The 16,563-nt window shown below is 65.2% G+C and carries 18 protein-coding genes; 8 read left to right on the top strand and 10 right to left on the bottom strand.

The window, feature by feature from the left end; translation table 11 throughout:
• Nucleotides 1–208 precede the first annotated feature (208 nt).
• Nucleotides 209–817 (bottom strand): transglutaminase-like cysteine peptidase, encoded by a 609-nt coding sequence (locus ShzoTeo12_RS16710; RefSeq protein ID WP_318910515.1) that lies wholly within the window; start codon nt 815–817, stop codon nt 209–211.
• Between the two features lie 112 nt (nt 818–929).
• Complete coding sequence (locus tag ShzoTeo12_RS16705; RefSeq protein WP_413251107.1) at nt 930–1,748, bottom strand: alpha/beta hydrolase; 819 nt, start codon at nt 1,746–1,748, stop codon at nt 930–932.
• Between the two features lie 234 nt (nt 1,749–1,982).
• Here ShzoTeo12_RS16705 and infC point away from each other — a divergent pair, with 234 nt between their 5' ends.
• The 6 genes from infC (at nt 1,983) to pheT (ending at nt 7,868) form a co-directional block, all read left to right on the top strand.
• Nucleotides 1,983–2,519 (top strand): translation initiation factor IF-3, encoded by a 537-nt coding sequence (infC, locus tag ShzoTeo12_RS16700; protein ID WP_119257271.1) that lies wholly within the window; start codon nt 1,983–1,985, stop codon nt 2,517–2,519.
• Between the two features lie 226 nt (nt 2,520–2,745).
• Complete coding sequence (rpmI, locus tag ShzoTeo12_RS16695; protein WP_024270153.1) at nt 2,746–2,949, top strand: 50S ribosomal protein L35; 204 nt, start codon at nt 2,746–2,748, stop codon at nt 2,947–2,949.
• A gap of 38 nt (nt 2,950–2,987) precedes the next feature.
• Entirely contained in the window at nt 2,988–3,392 is a 405-nt protein-coding gene (rplT, locus tag ShzoTeo12_RS16690; protein WP_119257270.1) for a 50S ribosomal protein L20, read from the top strand.
• An 85-nt stretch (nt 3,393–3,477) separates the two neighbouring features.
• The gene (locus ShzoTeo12_RS16685; protein WP_318910512.1) at nt 3,478–4,341 is read left to right on the top strand and encodes a serine/threonine protein phosphatase; all 864 of its coding nucleotides are present in this window, start codon (nt 3,478–3,480) and stop codon (nt 4,339–4,341) included.
• Entirely contained in the window at nt 4,334–5,419 is a 1,086-nt protein-coding gene (gene pheS / locus ShzoTeo12_RS16680) for a phenylalanine--tRNA ligase subunit alpha (RefSeq protein ID WP_318910510.1), read from the top strand. The genes ShzoTeo12_RS16685 and pheS overlap by 8 nt, the downstream gene beginning before the upstream one ends.
• A gap of 22 nt (nt 5,420–5,441) precedes the next feature.
• Nucleotides 5,442–7,868: a phenylalanine--tRNA ligase subunit beta gene (gene pheT / locus ShzoTeo12_RS16675; protein WP_318910509.1), complete on the top strand. Its 2,427-nt coding sequence runs from the start codon at nt 5,442–5,444 to the stop codon at nt 7,866–7,868.
• Nucleotides 7,869–8,050: 182 nt separating this feature from the next.
• Here pheT and mbfA read toward each other — a convergent pair whose 3' ends face one another.
• On the bottom strand, nt 8,051–9,034 hold the full coding sequence (mbfA, locus tag ShzoTeo12_RS16670) for an iron exporter MbfA (protein ID WP_318910507.1): 984 nt from the start codon (nt 9,032–9,034) through the stop codon (nt 8,051–8,053).
• 119 nt (nt 9,035–9,153) lie between these two features.
• Between mbfA and ShzoTeo12_RS16665 the strand changes: the two genes are divergently transcribed.
• Nucleotides 9,154–9,978: a lipo-like protein gene (locus tag ShzoTeo12_RS16665; RefSeq protein WP_318910506.1), complete on the top strand. Its 825-nt coding sequence runs from the start codon at nt 9,154–9,156 to the stop codon at nt 9,976–9,978.
• A gap of 98 nt (nt 9,979–10,076) precedes the next feature.
• Here ShzoTeo12_RS16665 and ShzoTeo12_RS16660 read toward each other — a convergent pair whose 3' ends face one another.
• The 4 genes from ShzoTeo12_RS16660 to ShzoTeo12_RS16645 form a co-directional block, all read right to left on the bottom strand.
• Nucleotides 10,077–10,742 carry an OmpA family protein gene (locus ShzoTeo12_RS16660; protein WP_119257264.1) on the bottom strand — a complete coding sequence of 222 codons (666 nt, stop codon included), beginning with the start codon at nt 10,740–10,742 and terminating at the stop codon, nt 10,077–10,079.
• A gap of 151 nt (nt 10,743–10,893) precedes the next feature.
• Nucleotides 10,894–11,769, bottom strand: coding sequence for an EamA family transporter (locus ShzoTeo12_RS16655; protein WP_318910505.1), 876 nt, complete (start codon nt 11,767–11,769; stop codon nt 10,894–10,896).
• Nucleotides 11,770–11,899: 130 nt separating this feature from the next.
• The gene (locus tag ShzoTeo12_RS16650) at nt 11,900–12,925 is read right to left on the bottom strand and encodes a histone deacetylase family protein (RefSeq protein ID WP_318910503.1); all 1,026 of its coding nucleotides are present in this window, start codon (nt 12,923–12,925) and stop codon (nt 11,900–11,902) included.
• Between the two features lie 129 nt (nt 12,926–13,054).
• Nucleotides 13,055–13,465 carry a hypothetical protein gene (locus tag ShzoTeo12_RS16645; protein ID WP_318910502.1) on the bottom strand — a complete coding sequence of 137 codons (411 nt, stop codon included), beginning with the start codon at nt 13,463–13,465 and terminating at the stop codon, nt 13,055–13,057.
• A 124-nt stretch (nt 13,466–13,589) separates the two neighbouring features.
• Between ShzoTeo12_RS16645 and ShzoTeo12_RS16640 the strand changes: the two genes are divergently transcribed.
• Nucleotides 13,590–14,375 carry a helix-turn-helix transcriptional regulator gene (locus tag ShzoTeo12_RS16640; RefSeq protein WP_318910500.1) on the top strand — a complete coding sequence of 262 codons (786 nt, stop codon included), beginning with the start codon at nt 13,590–13,592 and terminating at the stop codon, nt 14,373–14,375.
• Here ShzoTeo12_RS16640 and ShzoTeo12_RS16635 read toward each other — a convergent pair.
• From ShzoTeo12_RS16635 to ShzoTeo12_RS16625, 3 genes are read right to left on the bottom strand one after another with little or no spacing between them, the layout of a single operon-like run.
• A complete protein-coding gene (locus ShzoTeo12_RS16635; protein WP_318910499.1) occupies nt 14,365–14,730 on the bottom strand; it encodes a transporter in 366 nt (121 codons plus the stop codon). The two genes, ShzoTeo12_RS16640 and ShzoTeo12_RS16635, sit on opposite strands and share 11 nt — an antisense overlap.
• Nucleotides 14,727–15,434 (bottom strand): class I SAM-dependent methyltransferase, encoded by a 708-nt coding sequence (locus tag ShzoTeo12_RS16630; RefSeq protein ID WP_318910498.1) that lies wholly within the window; start codon nt 15,432–15,434, stop codon nt 14,727–14,729. The genes ShzoTeo12_RS16635 and ShzoTeo12_RS16630 overlap by 4 nt, the downstream gene beginning before the upstream one ends.
• 23 nt (nt 15,435–15,457) lie before the next feature.
• Nucleotides 15,458–16,450, bottom strand: coding sequence for a glycosyltransferase (locus ShzoTeo12_RS16625; protein ID WP_318910497.1), 993 nt, complete (start codon nt 16,448–16,450; stop codon nt 15,458–15,460).
• Between the last annotated feature and the right edge of the window lie 113 nt (nt 16,451–16,563).

Genomic DNA, 16,563 nt, shown 5'->3' with positions numbered 1-16,563 from the left:
CGCTTCCCATTGCAGTCGACGAAGGCCGTGGAGCGATCCACGGCCTTTTTGCTTTGAAGACAGCAGGTTACTTCTCTTTCGCCATCCTCGGGCCAAGCCCGAGGATGACGGCAATGGGTGGGGCGAGGCCCAACACGAGAGAGCAATCTTCATAATGAAAAGGCCGCGGATCGCTCCGCGGCCTTTTCATATCCGTGATGCAGCCTGCTTACTGGCCGACCGAGGACACCATGACGGCGTCGCCGTTTTCGATCGAGACCCAGCGGCCGGCGTGGAAGGAGGCTTGGCGCTTGAGATAGCGGTAGGGCGTCTTCGTCCAGAGCTTCACCTCGTTGTTGAGGTTGTCGAGGATGTAGTCGCCCTGGGCGGTGCGCAGCGTCAGCACGGCATGGCCTTCGCCGTCCGGCTTGCGCACGACGGTGATGAGGAGATCGCCGGCAGCAAAGCCCTTCTGCATCAGCATCCTGCGCTTGAGGAGCACGAAATCCTCGCAGTCGCCGGCATTGTCCGGATAGGCCCAGACCTCGTCCTTGCCGTAGAGTTCCTTGTCCGTCATCGGGGTGATGTCGCGGTTGACGCGAACATTGATCTCACGGATCACCGACCAGCCGAATTCCGTCACCTTGGCGGGCGCGGTGCGCGCGCCGGGACCGCATTCGGACTTGTGGGTCTGGCAGAATTCGTAGTGACCGATGGGCTGCGAGGTCACGCCGCCCGTCTTCATGGAGAGCGCCGGTGCCGTGAAAGCCGAGGAAGAAGAAACGAGGAGAGCGAGAACCGCTGCAGCCCCAGCCTTCGCACCAATCATTCGTGCCATGAAACGTCCCCTAATCGTTAACAAAGAGTTAACGGTGAGAGGGCCATCTCGTCAATCATCAGAATTGGCGATGCTGTATTATGGTTAAAATGCGCATCGCCGATGCTCGCCCTCAGTCGCCGCGGGCGAGGACTTCCGCGGCGTCGAGGATCTTGGCGATATCCTGCGGGCGCGACAGACGGTGGTCGCCGTCGCGGATCATCGTCAGCACCACGTCGTCGCCGGAAAGATGCTCCATCAGGCGCACGGCATGGGCATGAGGCACGTCCGGGTCGGCCATGCCCTGCAGGATATGCACGGGGCAGCCCGTCTCGATGACGCCGTCGAGCACGCGGTTCTTTCGCCCGTCCTCGATGAGCTTCAGCGTATAGATGTTCGGGTCGGGACCGTAGGGCGTCGGCTCCTCGAACTGACCACACTCGGCAAGGGCCGTGCGCTCGGCCTCCGTCAGGTTCGGCTCGATGAGTTCCGAGGTGAAGTCCGGCGCCGGGGCGATGAGGACGAGACCTGCGACCTCGATATCCCTGCGCGCAGCAAGCTCGGCGACGGCGCGCAGCGCGATCCAGCCGCCCATGGAGGAGCCGACGAGAACCAGGCGGCGCGAACCGAGGGTTTTGGCGGCATGGTCGATGACGGCGAGCGACTCTTCCAGCCAGCGCGAGATCGTGCCGTCGGTGAAGGCCCCGCCCGAGGCGCCGTGGCCGGAATAGTCGAAGCGCACGCAGCCGGTGCCGAGGCGGACGGCGAGCGCGGCAAGCTCCACCGCCTTGGTGCCGGACATGTCGGAGCGGTAGCCGCCGAGCCAGACGAAATGGGCAAGCGTGTTGCCGGATGCCGGCGACTGGAGCGCGACGGCGATGCGCCGCGCGTCATCCCTCTCGCCGACCGTGATGAAATCCGCCGCCGCGCCATTGCCGTTCGCCATCGTCATACCTATCTCCTTTTCATGCTGCCCGATCGCGGAAAACCGCTCGCCACCAGGTCTTTTGTCGAGAGCTAGACCAGATTCGTCCTCGCAAGGACAGGTGGTGATTTTTTCCGCGCGGCATGCTATTGACTTCCCAAGCGCGATCAACACATTGCCGACAAACGCCGCATTTCGGGCGAAACGGCCCGATCGTCGCACAGATTCATACCCGTCGAAACAGTCGAGGAGACCACGACCATTCGCAGACCTTTCAAAGCGGAAGCACCCGTCAAAGACGGCCCGCGTTCCAACAGGGAAATCCGGATTCCCCGCGTCCAGCTCATCGATGCCGAAGGCAACAACCACGGCACCGTTCCGACAGATCAGGCACTTCGCATGGCCGAAGAAGCCGGCCTCGATCTCGTGGAGATCGCACCGAACTCCGAACCGCCTGTCTGCAAGATCCTTGACCTTGGCAAGCTGAAATACGCCAACCAGAAGAAGGCGGCCGAAGCGCGCAAGAAGCAGAAGATCGTCGAGATCAAGGAAATCAAGATGCGCCCGAACATCGACACGCATGACTATGACGTGAAGATGAAGGCCATGAACCGCTTCTTCGAGGAAGGCGACAAGGTCAAGGTGACGCTGAAGTTCCGTGGCCGCGAGATGGCTCACCAGGAACTCGGCATGAAGCTTCTCCTGCAGGTCAAGGAAGACACCCTGACCATCGCCAAGGTCGAAGCCGAGCCGAAGCTCGAAGGCCGCCAGATGATGATGGTGCTCGCTCCCAAGTGAGCCCCGTCGCCGGCGCCACGCGCTGAACGGATCGAGCCGCCCTCCGGGGCGGCTTTTCCATTTCGGCCGGAATCCACGCTTTCCGAGGAATCCGGTTGCGCTTTTCGGGGACATCGGTTACAAGCCGCCGTCCGAACGGTCCGGCAGGGCATGCCGTGGCCGTTCTTTACGCTGGAGGGGCGCCTTCGTCAGTGCCTCTCGAATTCAAGAAGAATGGAGTAGCAAAATGCCCAAGATGAAGACGAAGTCGTCTGCCAAGAAGCGGTTCAAGATCACCGCGACCGGCAAGGTCGTCGCTGCCGCTGCCGGCAAGCGCCACGGCATGATCAAGCGTACCAACAAGTTCATTCGCGACGCCCGCGGCACCATGGTGCTGGCCGAGCCCGATGGCAAGAAGGTCATCAAGAACTACCTGCCGAACGGTCTCTGAGACTCATCGCGCATTTGATACGTTAAGGAGATCATGACATGGCACGTGTAAAACGCGGCGTTACTTCCCACGCCAAGCACAAGAAGACGCTGAAGGCAGCCAAGGGTTTCTACGGCCGCCGCAAGAACACCATCCGCGCCGCCAAGGCTGCGGTTGATCGTTCCAAGCAGTTCGCCTACCGCGACCGCAAGGTCAACAAGCGCAACTTCCGCGCTCTCTGGATCCAGCGCATCAACGCTGCCGTCCGCGAGCACGGCCTGACCTACGGCCGCTTCATCGACGGCCTGAACAAGGCTGGCATCGAAGTTGACCGCAAGGTGCTTTCGGACATGGCGATCCATGAGACCGCAGCTTTCGGCGCGCTCGTCGCAGCCGCCAAGAAGGCTCTGGAATACCTCAAGGACGCCGGCACGAAGAACGAGTTTGAGACCGCCGTCAACTAACCGGCGCTCACAACAAATCTTCGCTTCGTTGTGAAACCCGCGCCGGGGAACCGGTGCGGGTTTTTGTTTGATTTCGGAAGGAACCATGGACGGCAAGCCGACCCAGCTCGACACGATCCCGGATGCGACCGCCAAGGATATCGAGACGCTTCTCGTGACCCTTGCCCGCGGCGCGCGCCGTGTCGAGCGTGTGGAGATGTCCTTCGGCGCCGTCTGGATCAAGCGCTACGGCACGGAACGCCCGCCGGTCTGGACGAAGGCGCAGGGGGCGCTCGCCGCGCTCCTTCGCCAGCCGTTCCTACGCCCCTCGCCCTACCTCGACAGCAAGGGCATGATCGACCGCGAGGTTCGCCGCATCGAGACCTTCGCCGGAAAGGACGTGCCCGTGCCAAGGGTGCTCTATTCCTCCGGCAGCGCGCTCGTGCTTTCCGACGTCGCGCCGACCGTGACGGCCCGCCTCTCGGCGCTGCGCAAGGCCGAGCCCGCCGCCCATGACGACCTGCTTGTCGCCTGCGCCGCCGAGCTCGGTGCTCTCCATGGCAAGGGCCTCTGCCACGGAAGGCCGCATCCGCGCGACTTCTTCCTTGCCGGGAACCGCATCGGCTTCATGGATTTCGAGGAGGAGCCGGAGGCCGCCATGCCGCTGGCGACGGCCCAGGCGCGCGACCTCTGGCTGCTCTTCCTCCAGCTCGTCGACCGCGCGGCCTTCGGCACGGAAACCGCCGAAAAGGCCTATGCGGCCTGGCGCGCCACAGCACCTTCCGCCGCCGAGACGGAACTCAAGACGATGCTCCGGTTCCTCTGCAAGTTTTTATGGCTCCCCCGATTGATCGGGCGCGTGCACATGAGTAGTGATCTGCGACGCTTCCTCGCCGCAACCCGCTATCTCCAGGGGGTTCTTCTCTCTCCCCGCCCGGCCGACGCAAGCAAAGCAGGTAAAGATGACTGAACTCGACACACTGGAACAGCAGCTCCTTTCCGACATTGCCGCGGCCTCCGACGAGGCGGCGATCGAAGCCGTGCGCGTGGGTGCGCTCGGCAAGAAGGGCTCCGTCTCGGAACTCCTGAAGACGCTCGGCACCATGTCGCCGGAAGAGCGCCAGACGCGCGGCGCGGCGATCAACGCCATGAAGACACGCGTGACCGACGCGATCGGCGAGCGCAAGAGCGCGCTGCGCGACGCCGCCATCGAGGCCCGCCTTGCGGCCGAGACGGTCGATGTCAGCCTGCCGGTCCGCTCCTCGCCCGCCGAGCGCGGCCGCATCCATCCGATCAGCCAGATCGTCGACGAGATCACCGCGATCTTCGGCGACATGGGCTTCTCGATTGCCGAAGGCCCAGACGTCGAGACGGACTACTACAACTTCACGGCGCTGAACTTCCCCGAGGGTCATCCGGCCCGCGAGATGCACGACACGTTCTTCTTCCCGGCGGACGAGAACGGCGAGCGCAAGGTGCTGCGCACGCACACCTCGCCCGTGCAGGTGCGCACCATGGAAGCCTCGAGCCCGCCGATCCGCATCATCATCCCCGGCAAGACCTACCGGCAGGACAGCGACGCGACCCATTCGCCGATGTTCCACCAGGTGGAAGGCCTCGTGGTCGACAAGACCGCGAATGTCGCGAACATGCGCTGGGTGCTGGAAGAGTTCTGCAAGGCCTTCTTCGAGGTCGACAGCGTCACCATGCGCTTCCGCCCGTCCTTCTTCCCCTTCACCGAGCCGTCCTTCGAGGTCGACATCCAGTGCGACCGCTCGTCGGGCCCGATCGTCAAGTTCGGCGAAGGCACGGACTGGATGGAAATCCTCGGCTGCGGCATGGTCCACCCGAACGTGCTGCGCGCCGGCGGCCTCGACCCGGACGAATACCAGGGCTTTGCCTGGGGCATGGGCCTCGACCGCATCGCCATGCTGAAATACGGCATGCCGGACCTGCGCGACTTCTTCAACGCCGACGTCCGCTGGCTGAGCCACTACGGCTTCCGCCCGCTCGACATGCCGACCCTGTTCGGCGGCCTCAGCGCGTAACCGGCATCCAAGGAGAAAGACAATGAAATTCACGCTCTCCTGGCTGAAGGATCACCTCGACACCGACGCCTCGCTGGAGGAAATCTGCGCGAAGCTGACGGCGATCGGCCTTGAAGTGGAAGAGGTCGACGACAAGGCGGCCTTCAAGCCCTTCGTCATCGCCAAGGTGGTTTCCGCCGAGCAGCATCCGAACGCCGACAAGCTGCGCGTGCTGATGGTCGATACCGGCAAGGGCGACCCGATCCAGGTCGTCTGCGGCGCCCCGAATGCGCGCGCCGGCCTTGTCGGCGCGTTTGCCGCACCCGGCACCTACGTGCCCGGCATCGATGTGACGCTCGCCATCGGCACGATCCGCGGCGTCGAGAGCCGCGGCATGATGTGCTCGGAGAAGGAACTCGAGATCTCCGACAACCATGACGGCATCATCGACCTTCCGGCCGATGCGCCGGTCGGCACGAGCTATGCGGCCTATGCCGGCATCGACGACCCGGTCATCGAGATCAACCTGACGCCGAACCGTCCGGACTGCACGAGCATCTACGGCATTGCCCGCGACCTCGCGGCCTCCGGCCTCGGCACGCTGAAGACCCCGAAGGCCCCGTCCTTCACGGTGGAAGGCGAGACGCCGGTCAAGGTGAAGCTGGAGCTTGGCGACGACGATCATCTGTGCCCGGGCTTTGCGCTCCGCCTCGTGCGCGGCGTCAAGAACGGCCCGAGCCCGCGCTGGATGCAGCAGCGGCTTCTGGCCATCGGCCTTCGCCCGATCAACGCGCTCGTCGACATCACCAACTACATGACCTTCGACCAGGGCCGTCCGCTGCACGTCTTCGACGCGGCCAAGGTGAAGGGCAATCTCGTCGTGCGCCGCGCGGCCGAGGGCGAGAAGGTGCTGGCGCTCGATACGCGCGAATATACGCTCAACCCTGCCAATGTCGTCATTTCAGACGATAACGGCGTCGAATCCATCGGCGGCATCATGGGCGGCGAACATTCGGGCTGCGACGAGAACACCGTCGATGTGCTGATCGAATCGGCGCTCTGGGATCCGATGAACGTCGCCAAGACCGGCCGCTCGCACGGCATCATCACCGATGCGCGCTATCGCTTCGAGCGTGGCGTGGACCCGGAATACATGGTTGCGGGCCTTGAGCGCGCCACGGAACTGGTGCTGGAGCTTTGCGGTGGCACGCCGGCCAAGACCGACGTCGTCGGCTACAAGGGCTTTACCGCAAAGGTCGTCGATTTCCCGTTCTCGGAAGTCCGCCGCCTGACGGGCGTCGATGTCTCCGAAGCCGAGAGCACGAACATCCTGACCCGCCTTGGCTTCACCGTCACGGGTTCGGGCGAGCGCGTCTCCGTCGCGGTTCCCTCCTGGCGTCCCGATGTGGACGGCAAGGCGGACCTCGTGGAAGAGGTCATGCGCATCCACGGCGTCGACAATATCAAGCCGGCGCCGCTAGAAAGCCACGGCTCGGTCAACGGCCGCATCCTGACCACGCTGCAGATCCGCTCGCGGCTGGCCCGGCGTGCGCTCGCCTCGCGCGGCATGATGGAAGCCGTCACCTGGTCCTTCATCCCGAAGGCGCATGCCGAGCTCTTCGGCGGCGGCGCGGCCTCGCTGGCGCTGTCGAACCCGATCGCGGCAGACATGTCCGACATGCGCCCCTCGCTGCTGCCGGGCCTCCTGGCGGCCGCCCAGCGCAATGCCGACAAGGGCTATGGGGACGTGGCAATCTTCGAAGTCTCCGGCACCTATGAGAACGACCGCCCCGAGGGACAGCGCCGCGTTGCCGGCGGCGTTCGCCGCGGCACGGCCTCGCTTTCGGGTTCCGGCCGTCTCTGGTCGAACGCGGCCAAGGGCGGCGGCAAGCCGGTCGACGTCTATGACGCCAAGGCCGATGCGCTCGCCGTGATCGAGGCCTGCGGCCTGCCGATGGGCAATGTGCAGATCGAACCGGGTGCGCCCTCCTGGTACCATCCGGGCCGCTCCGGCACGATCAAGATGGGTCCGAAGATCGTTCTCGGCTATTTCGGCGAGTTCCACCCGAAGGCGCTCGGCGCGCTCGACGTATCCGGCGCGCTCTGCGGCTTCGAGATCTTCGTCGACGCCATGCCGGAACCGAAGAAGAAGGCGACCCGCACCAAGCCGGCGCTCGACCTCTCGCCCTTCCAGGCGGTGAAGCGCGACTTCGCCTTCGTGGTCGACAAGACGGTGGAAGCCGCCGCCATCGTGCGCGCGGCCACCGGCGCCGACCGCAAGCTGATCGCGGCCGTCAACGTCTTCGACGTATTCGAGGGCGCATCGGTCGGCGAGGGCAAGAAGTCCATCGCCATCGAGGTCGTCTTCCAGCCGACCGACAAGACGCTGACCGACGAGGACTTCGAGGCCGTGACGGCCAAGATCGTCGGCAATGTGGTGAAGACCACCGGCGGCACGCTGCGGGCGTAAAATTGGCGAGGGGCGATAGCCCCTCATCCGCCTGCCGGCACCTTCTCCCCGCAAGCGGGGAGAAGGGACGTTGCCGCACCGCTTCCTTTCATTGAGGCAAGGCTCGCCACAGCCTCCTTCTCCCCGCCTGCGGGGAGAAGGTCGCGACAGCGGGATGAGGGGCCATCGCCACGCCCCAACCCTCACGCGTTGCCGATCAGCACCCCCGCCGCCAGCACGAGGCTGCCGCCGAGCACGACCTGCAGCACGGCGCGGAAGAACGGCGTTTCCATGTAGCGGTTCTGGATGAAGGCGATGGCCCAGAGCTCGATGAAGACGACGAAGACGGCGATGGTGGTCGCCAGCATGAAATTCGGGATGAGATAGGGCAGCGCGTGGCCGAGGCCGCCGAGCGCCGTCATGATGCCCGAAGCAAGGCCGCGCCTCACCGGCGAGCCGCGGCCGGAGAGCTTGCCGTCGTCATGGGCGGCTTCCGTGAAGCCCATGGAGATGCCCGCACCGACGGAGGCCGAGAGGCCGACGAGGAAGGTCTGCCAGGTATCCTGCGTGGCGAAGGCGGCGGCGAAGATCGGCGCGAGCGTCGAGACCGAGCCGTCCATCAGGCCGGCAAGGCCGGGCTGCACATAGGTCAGCACGAATTGCCGCCGCGCCGTCTGGTCCTCCTCCGCCCGCACGTCCTGCGGCGTGTGCTCCTCGCCCAGCCGATGGGCGAGCGATTCGTGCGACTTCTCCGCGAGCGCCAGATCGCCGAGCAGCTTTCGCGTCGGGGCGTCCTGCGTGCGCGCGGCGGCCGTCAGGTAGAAGCGGTGCGCCGCCTCCTCCATGGCCTCGGCCTGCTCGCGGATCCTGTCGAGCGGCATGTTGCGGATCAGCCAGTCGGGCTTCCGCTCCGGGAAATCGCGGACATATTCGCGGCGGACCAGCGGAATGCGGTCGCCGAAGCGCTCGATATGCCGGTCGATCAGCATCTGGCGGTGGTGGCTCTCCTCCTCCGCCATCTCCTCGAAGATGCGCGCGGAATTGGGATAGGCATCCTGCAGCTCATCCGCATAGGCAAGATAGATGCGGCCGTCATCCTCCTCGGAGGAGATGGCGAGGGCGAGGATTTCCTGCTCGCTGAGCGATTCGAGGCTGCGCTTGCCGGAACTGAGAAGGCGGGAGAACATCTGCGGTCATCCAGTTTAGAACTATTCTAAATATAGGAGAAAGAGTGCCCCGGTCAACCTCGACAGCGTGCGATGCATGAGGCTAGATTGGCCTTCGCAGAGACTGTAAGGGACGAGACGTGACCGGTGCATTGAAGCCGCTTTCCACAAGCCGCGACACGCTGCTCGACCGTCTCGGCCGCCTGGTCGCCGACCGGCTGCAAAGCCAGACTTCCGGCTACGAGCCCTATACGCCCTCCGATCCCGAGACGCTGGCGCGCACGCTGCGGCCCGGCGATATCCTGCTGGTGGAGGGCAACCAGAAGGTCTCGGCGGCGATCAAGTATCTCACGCAGTCGACCTGGTCCCATGCCGCGCTCTTCGTGGGCGACGCGGTGCCGCTGACGCTGGACCAGGCGGCCCTGCCGGCCACCGAGCGGCCGCAGCTCGTCGAGGTCAATCTCGGCGAGGGGTGCGTCGCCGTGCCGCTCACCAAATACCGCACCTACAATACGCGCATCTGCCGCCCTATCGGCCTGACGCCGGAGGATCGGGATACGCTGATCGCCTTCATGATCTCGCGGCTCGGCCTGAAATACGACATGAAGAACATCACGGACATGCTGCGCTATTTCCTGCCGACACCGCCCATTCCGGTGCGCTGGCGGCGGCGCATGATCGCCTTCGGCTCGGGCGATCCGACGCGGGCGATCTGCTCGACGCTGATCGCGGAAGCCTTCGAGGCGATCCGCTACCCGATCCTGCCGGACGTGACGCGCGCGCCCGGCCACGCGGCGGCGACCTCGCCCTATTCGCGGCAGGAGATCCTGCACATCCGGCACCATTCGCTCTACACGCCGCGCGACTTCGACCTCTCGCCCTATTTCGAGATCGTCAAGCCGACGCTCAAATACGGCTTCGACTACAAGCGGCTGGAATGGGGCCCTGACAGAGAAGGGCCGTAGAACGGCCCTTCGAAGATTTGCAGCAATGTGGCGGGAGCTCGGAGCGTTTCGGCGCATTTCCGGACGCAAAACCGCTGCGCACTTTTGCTGGAAATGCTCTATCCCTGACGCAGCGGCGAGATGGAGATCTCGACGCGGCGGTTCTGCGCGCGGCCGGCTTCCGAGGCATTGGAGGCGATCGGGCGCTCCAGGCCGTAGCCCATCGCCGACATGCGCCGCGGGTCGATGCCGCGCGAGGCGAGGTAATTGGCGACCGAGTTGGCGCGGCGCTCGGAAAGATCCTGGTTGTAGCCGGCATTGCCGACCGAGTCGGTATGGCCGTCGACGTCGATCAGCGTCTTGTCGAACTTGCGCAGCACGATGGCGACGGAATCGAGCGTCTCGTAGAAGGGCGGGATCACCCGGTCCTGGTCGGTCGCAAAGGTGATGTTCGAAGGCATGTTGAGGATGATGCGGTCGCCGTTGCGCGTCACCGAGACGCCGGTGCCCTGGAGCTGCGCGCGCAGCTCGGCTTCCTGATTGTCCATGTAGTTGCCGATGGCGCCGCCGGCAAGCGCGCCGACGCCAGCGCCGATCAGGGCCGCGTTGCGGCGCTGGACGGGATTGTTGCCGATGAGGAGGCCGGCGACCGCGCCCATGCCCGCGCCGATGGCCGCGCCGCCGGCCGTGTTGGAGACCTTCTGTTCGCCCGTATAGGGATCGGTCGTCGTGCAGGCAGAAAGAAAGGCCGCGGCAACCGCGACAATCGCGCATTTCTTGTACATTGAGGGTCCCCGGAGGTTTCGATGATTCTGCTTCAACCTAGCGATTGCGGCAGGAACATGAAAGAGACCCTTCCGCCCGGCCTTTCCCCCGAAGCATTTTCGTTTTGCGGCTTTCCGGATGCAAGCCGCAGTGCAACGGGCCGGGACTGCTCTAGCTTTCGTCGTCTCCGCCCGACGTCACCCCGGCGCTTGCCGCGACGACGAGCGCCGTTCCGAGCATCTGGAAGGGCGTCATCGGCTGGCCGAGGACGAGGAAGCCGGCAAGCGCGCCGAGCGCCGGCTCGAGGCTCATCAGGATGCCGAAGGCCGAGGTCGGCATGCGGCGCAGCGCGATCATCTCCAGCGCATAGGGAAGCAGGGGCACGAGGACGGCAAGGCCGAGCATCATGCCGAGGCCTTCGGGGTTGAACGCCTCGGCGGCCCGCGGCAGGCCGAAGGGAGCGGCGGCGACGGCGGCGACCAGCAGCGACATCGAAAGGCCCTCCAGCCCCCGGAACATCCTGCCCGTCTTCTTCATGAGGATGATGTAGGTGCCCCAGCCGATGCCCGCGCCGCAGGCGAAGAGCACGCCGACGGGATCGCCGACCCAGCCCGCGCCATCATGGGACAGAAGCACGACGCCGGCAAAGGCCGCGAGCGGCCAGACCAGCCGCCAGCCGCCGCCGAGCGACCAGGTGGCCACAGCGAGCGGGCCGAGGAACTCGATCGCCACGGCAAGGCCGAGCGGAATGCGGTCGATGGCGGCGAAGAAGCAGAGCGTCATCGCCGCCATGGTGGCGCCGAGCGACAGCGCGCTCAGCCATTGCTCGCGGCTGTAGGAGCGCATCGGCGGGCGAACGACGAGCGCCAGCACGAGCGCCGCCATGATGAGGCGAAAGAAGGTGGTGGTGGAAGGCCCGTAGGCGGAAATCGCCGTCGCGGAAAACGCCGAGCCGAACTGGATGCTCGACATGGAGGCAAGACAGAGCAGCACGCCCGAAAGAAGCCCCGTATTGCCGGGACGCGGCATTGCCTGCTGATCCGCCATGAAAGGCCCTCCCGGCCCGTTGTGCCCGGGCTTGCGCATGGGGCATGTTTGCTGGCACTGCTCTAACGGAGGGCCTGCCATCCGGCAAATTGATATTTATGACGGCTTGCTTCAGCAAAATTGATGGGGCTCAGCCCGCCACGCCCTTCAGTGTATTGGCGACGTTGAGGCCGATCTCCGGCACGCCGTAGCCGCCCTCCATGACGACGAGCACCGGCACGCCGCTCGCCGCGACCGCCCGGCCCATCGTCACATAGTCCGGCGAGGTGAGCTTGAAGAAGGAGATCGGGTCCTTTTCGAACGTATCGACGCCGAGCGAGAGGACGATGGCCTCCGCGCCGAAGGCGGCGATGCGCTTCAGGGCATCGAGAAGCGCCGCCTCCCAGACGGAATAGGGCGTTCCCGGCGCCATGGGATAGTTCTGCGTCGTGCCCGCGCCCGCGCCCTTGCCGGTCTCCTCCGCATAGCCGAGGAAATGCGGGAAGGCCTCGGCGGGATCGCCGTGCAGCGAGGCGAAATAGACGTCGCCGCGCTCGTAGAAGATATCCTGCGTGCCGTTGCCGTGGTGGAAGTCGACGTCGAGGATCGCGACCTTCCTCGCGCCCTTGTCGAGGAGACGCTGGGCAGCGACCGCAGCATTGTTGATGAAGCAGTAGCCGCCGAAGCTGTCGATGCCGGCATGGTGGCCCGGCGGGCGGCAGAGCGCGAAGGCGGCCTTCGCGCCGTCTGCGACGATATCGGCCGCCGTCAGGGCCGTGCGCATGGAGGAAAGCGCCGCTTCCCAGGTGCCGGGCGAGATCGCCGTCTCGGCGGCGTTGCAGTAATAGCCGAGCAGGCCGTCGATCTGGGTCGGAATGCGCGGTGAGGTACGGCGTACGGGGAAGGACGTGGCGATGGCTTCGCCCTTGTAGCCGGCGGCCTTCCACTGGTCCCAGGCGGTTTCCAGGAAGGAAAGATAGCCGGCGTCATGCACCTTCAGCGCGGTTTCCAGACCGTACTGATCGGGCGCGGCGATGTCGGTGAAGCCGGCGTCCTTGGCCGCGGCGAGGATCCATTCCGCCCGGAACGGCGCCTCGAAGGGCGGCACCAGTTCGCCGCCGTAAAGCTCGCTGCGAGCGTTCCTGAGCTTGTGGTCCTCGGAAAAGATGACGCGCATGAAGGGTTCCCCGTTTTTCATTCGGCGCGACGGTAGTGCATTTTCGCCGGAAGGGAAATCTCTCCCGCGGGGTAGGGAAGGCCCCTTCGCCCCGCGGGCGGCGGAGCGAAGGGTGCGGCCCGGTCGGGATCAGGCGACGGCAGCGCGCTGCTGACGGGCAAGGCCGATCTGCTTGAGGAGCAGGATGTCGGCGACCGCCACGGCGGCAACCGCGACGAGCCCCGTGCCGGTCAGCGTCAGGCCGCCGCGGGCAAGGAGGAGAACGGCGACGCTGCCGATCACCCAGAGAGCATCTCCCGTGACGGCGACGCGCACGGCGGCGGGCGACGGCCGATCCTGCCGACCGACGGCGAGGTGGAAGGCACCCCAGAGGACGAAGAAGGCGGCAAGGCCGGTGAGGACGGCGGGTGTCGCATGCGGGCCGACGAGGCCGCCGATCGGGTCGACAAAGAGAAAGAGGGCGATGCCCGCGGCGAGAGAGAAGACGCCGTCGGCGAGCATGACGGATTTCAGAAGGTTGCGGTTGAGGGCTGCGAACATGATGGGCTCCTTTCGTTGTCGATGGGGCCATCCTGTCGCGGCGAGGGAGGCAAACCAATTACCTTGGAGGTAATGGAAATTCCGGCGCCGCTCCTGTCTATTACAGACAGGCATGGAGGCGGACATGGAATTCGGCGAACATCTCAGGGAATGGCGCAGCCATCGGCGCTTCAGCCAACTGGAGCTGGCGAGCGAGGCGGGCATTTCGGCCCGCCATCTCTCCTTCCTGGAGACCGGCCGCTCGCGCCCCTCGGAAGGCATGATCCTGCGGCTTTCCGCCGTGCTCGACATTCCGGCGCGCGACCAGGGCCTGCTTTTCTCCGCCGCCGGCTTCCGGCCGCGCTTTACCACTGCGCCGGCGGCCGGCCTTTCGACCTTTCCACCGGCGGTGGCCGAGGCCATCGGCCTCATCCTCGCCCGCCACGATCCCTATCCGGGCGTCGTCTTCGACCATGAATACAATGTGCTGACCGCCAACCAGGCCTTTCTCGGCCTTGCCGGCATGGCGGGGATTACGGTTTCGCCGGGCGACAATTTCCTCGACGCCTATCTCGGCGCGACGCCGCTGCGCTCCATCATCGTCAACTGGGCGCAGTCGGCGGCCGATCTCGTCCACCGCATCCGTGCCGAGGCCTGGCTGCAGGGGCCGCGCAGCCCGCTTTCAAAACGCATCGAGCGGCTGGCGGCGGCGGAAGAAATCCGCGCGGCGCTGGAAGCCTTTCCGGAAAGCGAGCGGCTGCCGGTCCTGCCCATCGAGATGAAGATCGGCGTAAAGCGCTTCAACTGGATCACCACGCTCACCTCCTTCGGCTCGGCGCAGGATGCGCTGGTGCAGGGCGTGCTGATCGAGAGCTTCTTCCCGGCCGATGCCGAGACGCGGGCTCACTTCGAGGGCGCGATCAACCGTTGATGACGACCATGCCGCCGATGATGAGGGCGGCGCCGAGAGCGTAGCGCAGCGTCAGCGCCTCGCCGAGGAAGATACTTGCCAGGACAGGCACGAAGCAGAAGGTCAGCGCCATGAAGGAATAGCCGATCGTCAGCGGCACTGCCTTCAGCACGAATATCCAGATAATCGTGCCGGCACCGTAAATGGCGAGCGCGACCAGCAACAGCGGGTTGACCATCAGCGCGGCGAGGCCCTTGACGCCGAAATCGCCTGTCGTACCGCTCGTCAGCTTGAAAAGGACCTGTCCTGCCGCGATCATGAGCGGCGTGCCGACGAGGCCGGCCCAAATGGCAGGGCTATGGCCGCCCGTCGTCACGCGATCGGCTCCGGCCGGTCTTCCATGTAAAGGATGTCGCGGCCGATATCGATGCACAAATGATGCTCCGGGACCGGATGCACCGCCCTCAGGAAGGAATGCGTGTAGGGGAAGAAGTTGAAATGCGGATTGAAGCTATAACGGTATTCCCGCTCGCGCGGCACGACGATGATCAACCGGCGGCGCGCGATGCGGCGCAGTTCGGCGATCGCCTGGCGGTATTCCAGAACATGCTCGATGACATGGGTGCAGACGACCGTATCGAACTCGCCGTCCGAAAAGGGCAGTGATTCGATCATCGCCGCGACATATTCGACGCCATCGATACCGGCAGCATCCTCTATCACGAAATCGACGCCCGTCAGCCGCTCCAGGCATGGATTACCCACTTTGATGTGGCTCAGCAGCGCGCCGGTGCCACAGCCGACGTCGCAGACGCTCTTGCCGACGATGGAGGCGACGATCCGATCGATGCAGGCCTGCGAATTGTCCGTGCCGGCGTGGACGCGTGGATGCTCGCGATACAGGTCCTCGTACTCCCCGGCGGTAAGGAACGGCGCGCGCTCGCGGAACCTTGCCAGCTTGGTGATGTGTTTGCCCCAGACGAGGCTGGCGGCCTGCCTGAACAGCGCGGAATCGCGCAGGATCGGCGGCAGCACGTCCTCGATCACGAAGCGGATGCGGTTGGTAGTTTCCCGGTTCATGTGGCTGTTCTCAACGATTGGGCTCAGGCAGCGAGATGGCGTACGGCTTTGTCTCCAGCATTTCGGGCGGACCGGACGTGCCGGCCGGCGGGCAGGTTCATGTAGTGGATGCGCAGCTGCTCGGCCCGGGCGCGGGCGAGTGAATCGAGGATGAGGCCGACGGAAAAGACGAGGAAGGAGATCATCATCAGCACCAGCGAGAAGACCCAGGTCGGCATGCGGTCGACGAGGCCGGTGCGGAAATAGGCCATCAGGACCGGCGCCATGAAGACGAGGCTGAGGCCCATGAAGCCGCCGCTGATCGCGCCGAAGAAGGTGAAGGGGCGTGTCTCCTTCATCAGCATGGCGAACATCCAGAGGATCCTCGCGCCGTCGCGGAAGGTCGAGAGCTTGGAATGCGAGCCCTCGGGGCGGCGGCCGTAGTCGAGCTCCAGCTCGGCGACCGGCAGGCGCAGGCGCGAGGCATGCACCGACATCTCCGTCTCGATCTCGAAGCCGCCGGAAACGGCCGGGAAGCTCTTGGCGAACCGGCGGGAGAAGGCACGGTAGCCGGAGAAGATATCGGAGAAATCGTTGCCGAAGAGCGAGCGGTAGAGCGTGTTGAAGATGCGGTTGCCGAAGGCGTGGCCCTGGCGGCCGGCATCGGCACGCACGCCGCGGCGCGTGCCGACGACCATGTCGGCGCCCTCGGTGATCAGCGTGCGGATCAGCTCCGGCGCATCCGGGGCGGCATAGGTGCCGTCGCCGTCGGCCATGACATAGATATCCGCATCGATGTCGGAGAACATGCGGCGCACCACATTGCCCTTGCCCTGGCGGCGCTCGCGCACCACCGTCGCGCCGGCCAGCGCGGCGCGCAGCGCCGTCGAATCGGTGGAATTGTTGTCGTAGACATAGATGCGGGCCGTCGGCAGCGCGGCGCGGAACCCGGTCACGACCTCGCCTATCGTCTGCGCCTCGTTGTAGCAGGGCAGCAGCACGGCGATATCGAGGTCTTCCAGCAAGGCATGCGTCATGGCGGCGCGATCTCCCGAGGCAGGCCGGCTCATGCGACCTCAGGTTTTACTATTTCTTGAGAAGGTTAAGGCTAGGTTTCGGCAGGCTTCCCATGGCGTCGGAAAGGGCTTCC

The sequence above is a fragment of the Shinella zoogloeoides genome (assembly GCF_033705735.1).
Classification (GTDB): domain Bacteria; phylum Pseudomonadota; class Alphaproteobacteria; order Rhizobiales; family Rhizobiaceae; genus Shinella; species Shinella zoogloeoides_A.
This window is presented reverse-complemented; position numbering and strand designations above follow the sequence as displayed.

Bases quoted from the DNA above. Each gene is read 5' to 3' on its own strand.
- rpmI (WP_024270153.1), top strand. From the start codon at position 2,746: ATGCCCAAGATGAAGACGAAGTCGTCTGCCAAGAAGCGGTTCAAGATC.
- ShzoTeo12_RS16685 (WP_318910512.1), top strand. From the start codon at position 3,478: ATGGACGGCAAGCCGACCCAGCTCGACACGATCCCGGATGCGACCGCC.
- pheT (WP_318910509.1), top strand. From the start codon at position 5,442: ATGAAATTCACGCTCTCCTGGCTGAAGGATCACCTCGACACCGACGCC.
- ShzoTeo12_RS16650 (WP_318910503.1), bottom strand. From the start codon at position 12,925: ATGCGCGTCATCTTTTCCGAGGACCACAAGCTCAGGAACGCTCGCAGC.
- ShzoTeo12_RS16655 (WP_318910505.1), bottom strand. From the start codon at position 11,769: ATGGCGGATCAGCAGGCAATGCCGCGTCCCGGCAATACGGGGCTTCTT.
- ShzoTeo12_RS16660 (WP_119257264.1), bottom strand. From the start codon at position 10,742: ATGTACAAGAAATGCGCGATTGTCGCGGTTGCCGCGGCCTTTCTTTCT.
- ShzoTeo12_RS16640 (WP_318910500.1), top strand. From the start codon at position 13,590: ATGGAATTCGGCGAACATCTCAGGGAATGGCGCAGCCATCGGCGCTTC.
- pheS (WP_318910510.1), top strand. From the start codon at position 4,334: ATGACTGAACTCGACACACTGGAACAGCAGCTCCTTTCCGACATTGCC.
- ShzoTeo12_RS16630 (WP_318910498.1), bottom strand. From the start codon at position 15,434: ATGAACCGGGAAACTACCAACCGCATCCGCTTCGTGATCGAGGACGTG.
- rplT (WP_119257270.1), top strand. From the start codon at position 2,988: ATGGCACGTGTAAAACGCGGCGTTACTTCCCACGCCAAGCACAAGAAG.
- mbfA (WP_318910507.1), bottom strand. From the start codon at position 9,034: ATGTTCTCCCGCCTTCTCAGTTCCGGCAAGCGCAGCCTCGAATCGCTC.
- ShzoTeo12_RS16625 (WP_318910497.1), bottom strand. From the start codon at position 16,450: ATGACGCATGCCTTGCTGGAAGACCTCGATATCGCCGTGCTGCTGCCC.
- ShzoTeo12_RS16645 (WP_318910502.1), bottom strand. From the start codon at position 13,465: ATGTTCGCAGCCCTCAACCGCAACCTTCTGAAATCCGTCATGCTCGCC.
- ShzoTeo12_RS16705 (WP_413251107.1), bottom strand. From the start codon at position 1,748: ATGACGATGGCGAACGGCAATGGCGCGGCGGCGGATTTCATCACGGTC.
- ShzoTeo12_RS16710 (WP_318910515.1), bottom strand. From the start codon at position 817: ATGGCACGAATGATTGGTGCGAAGGCTGGGGCTGCAGCGGTTCTCGCT.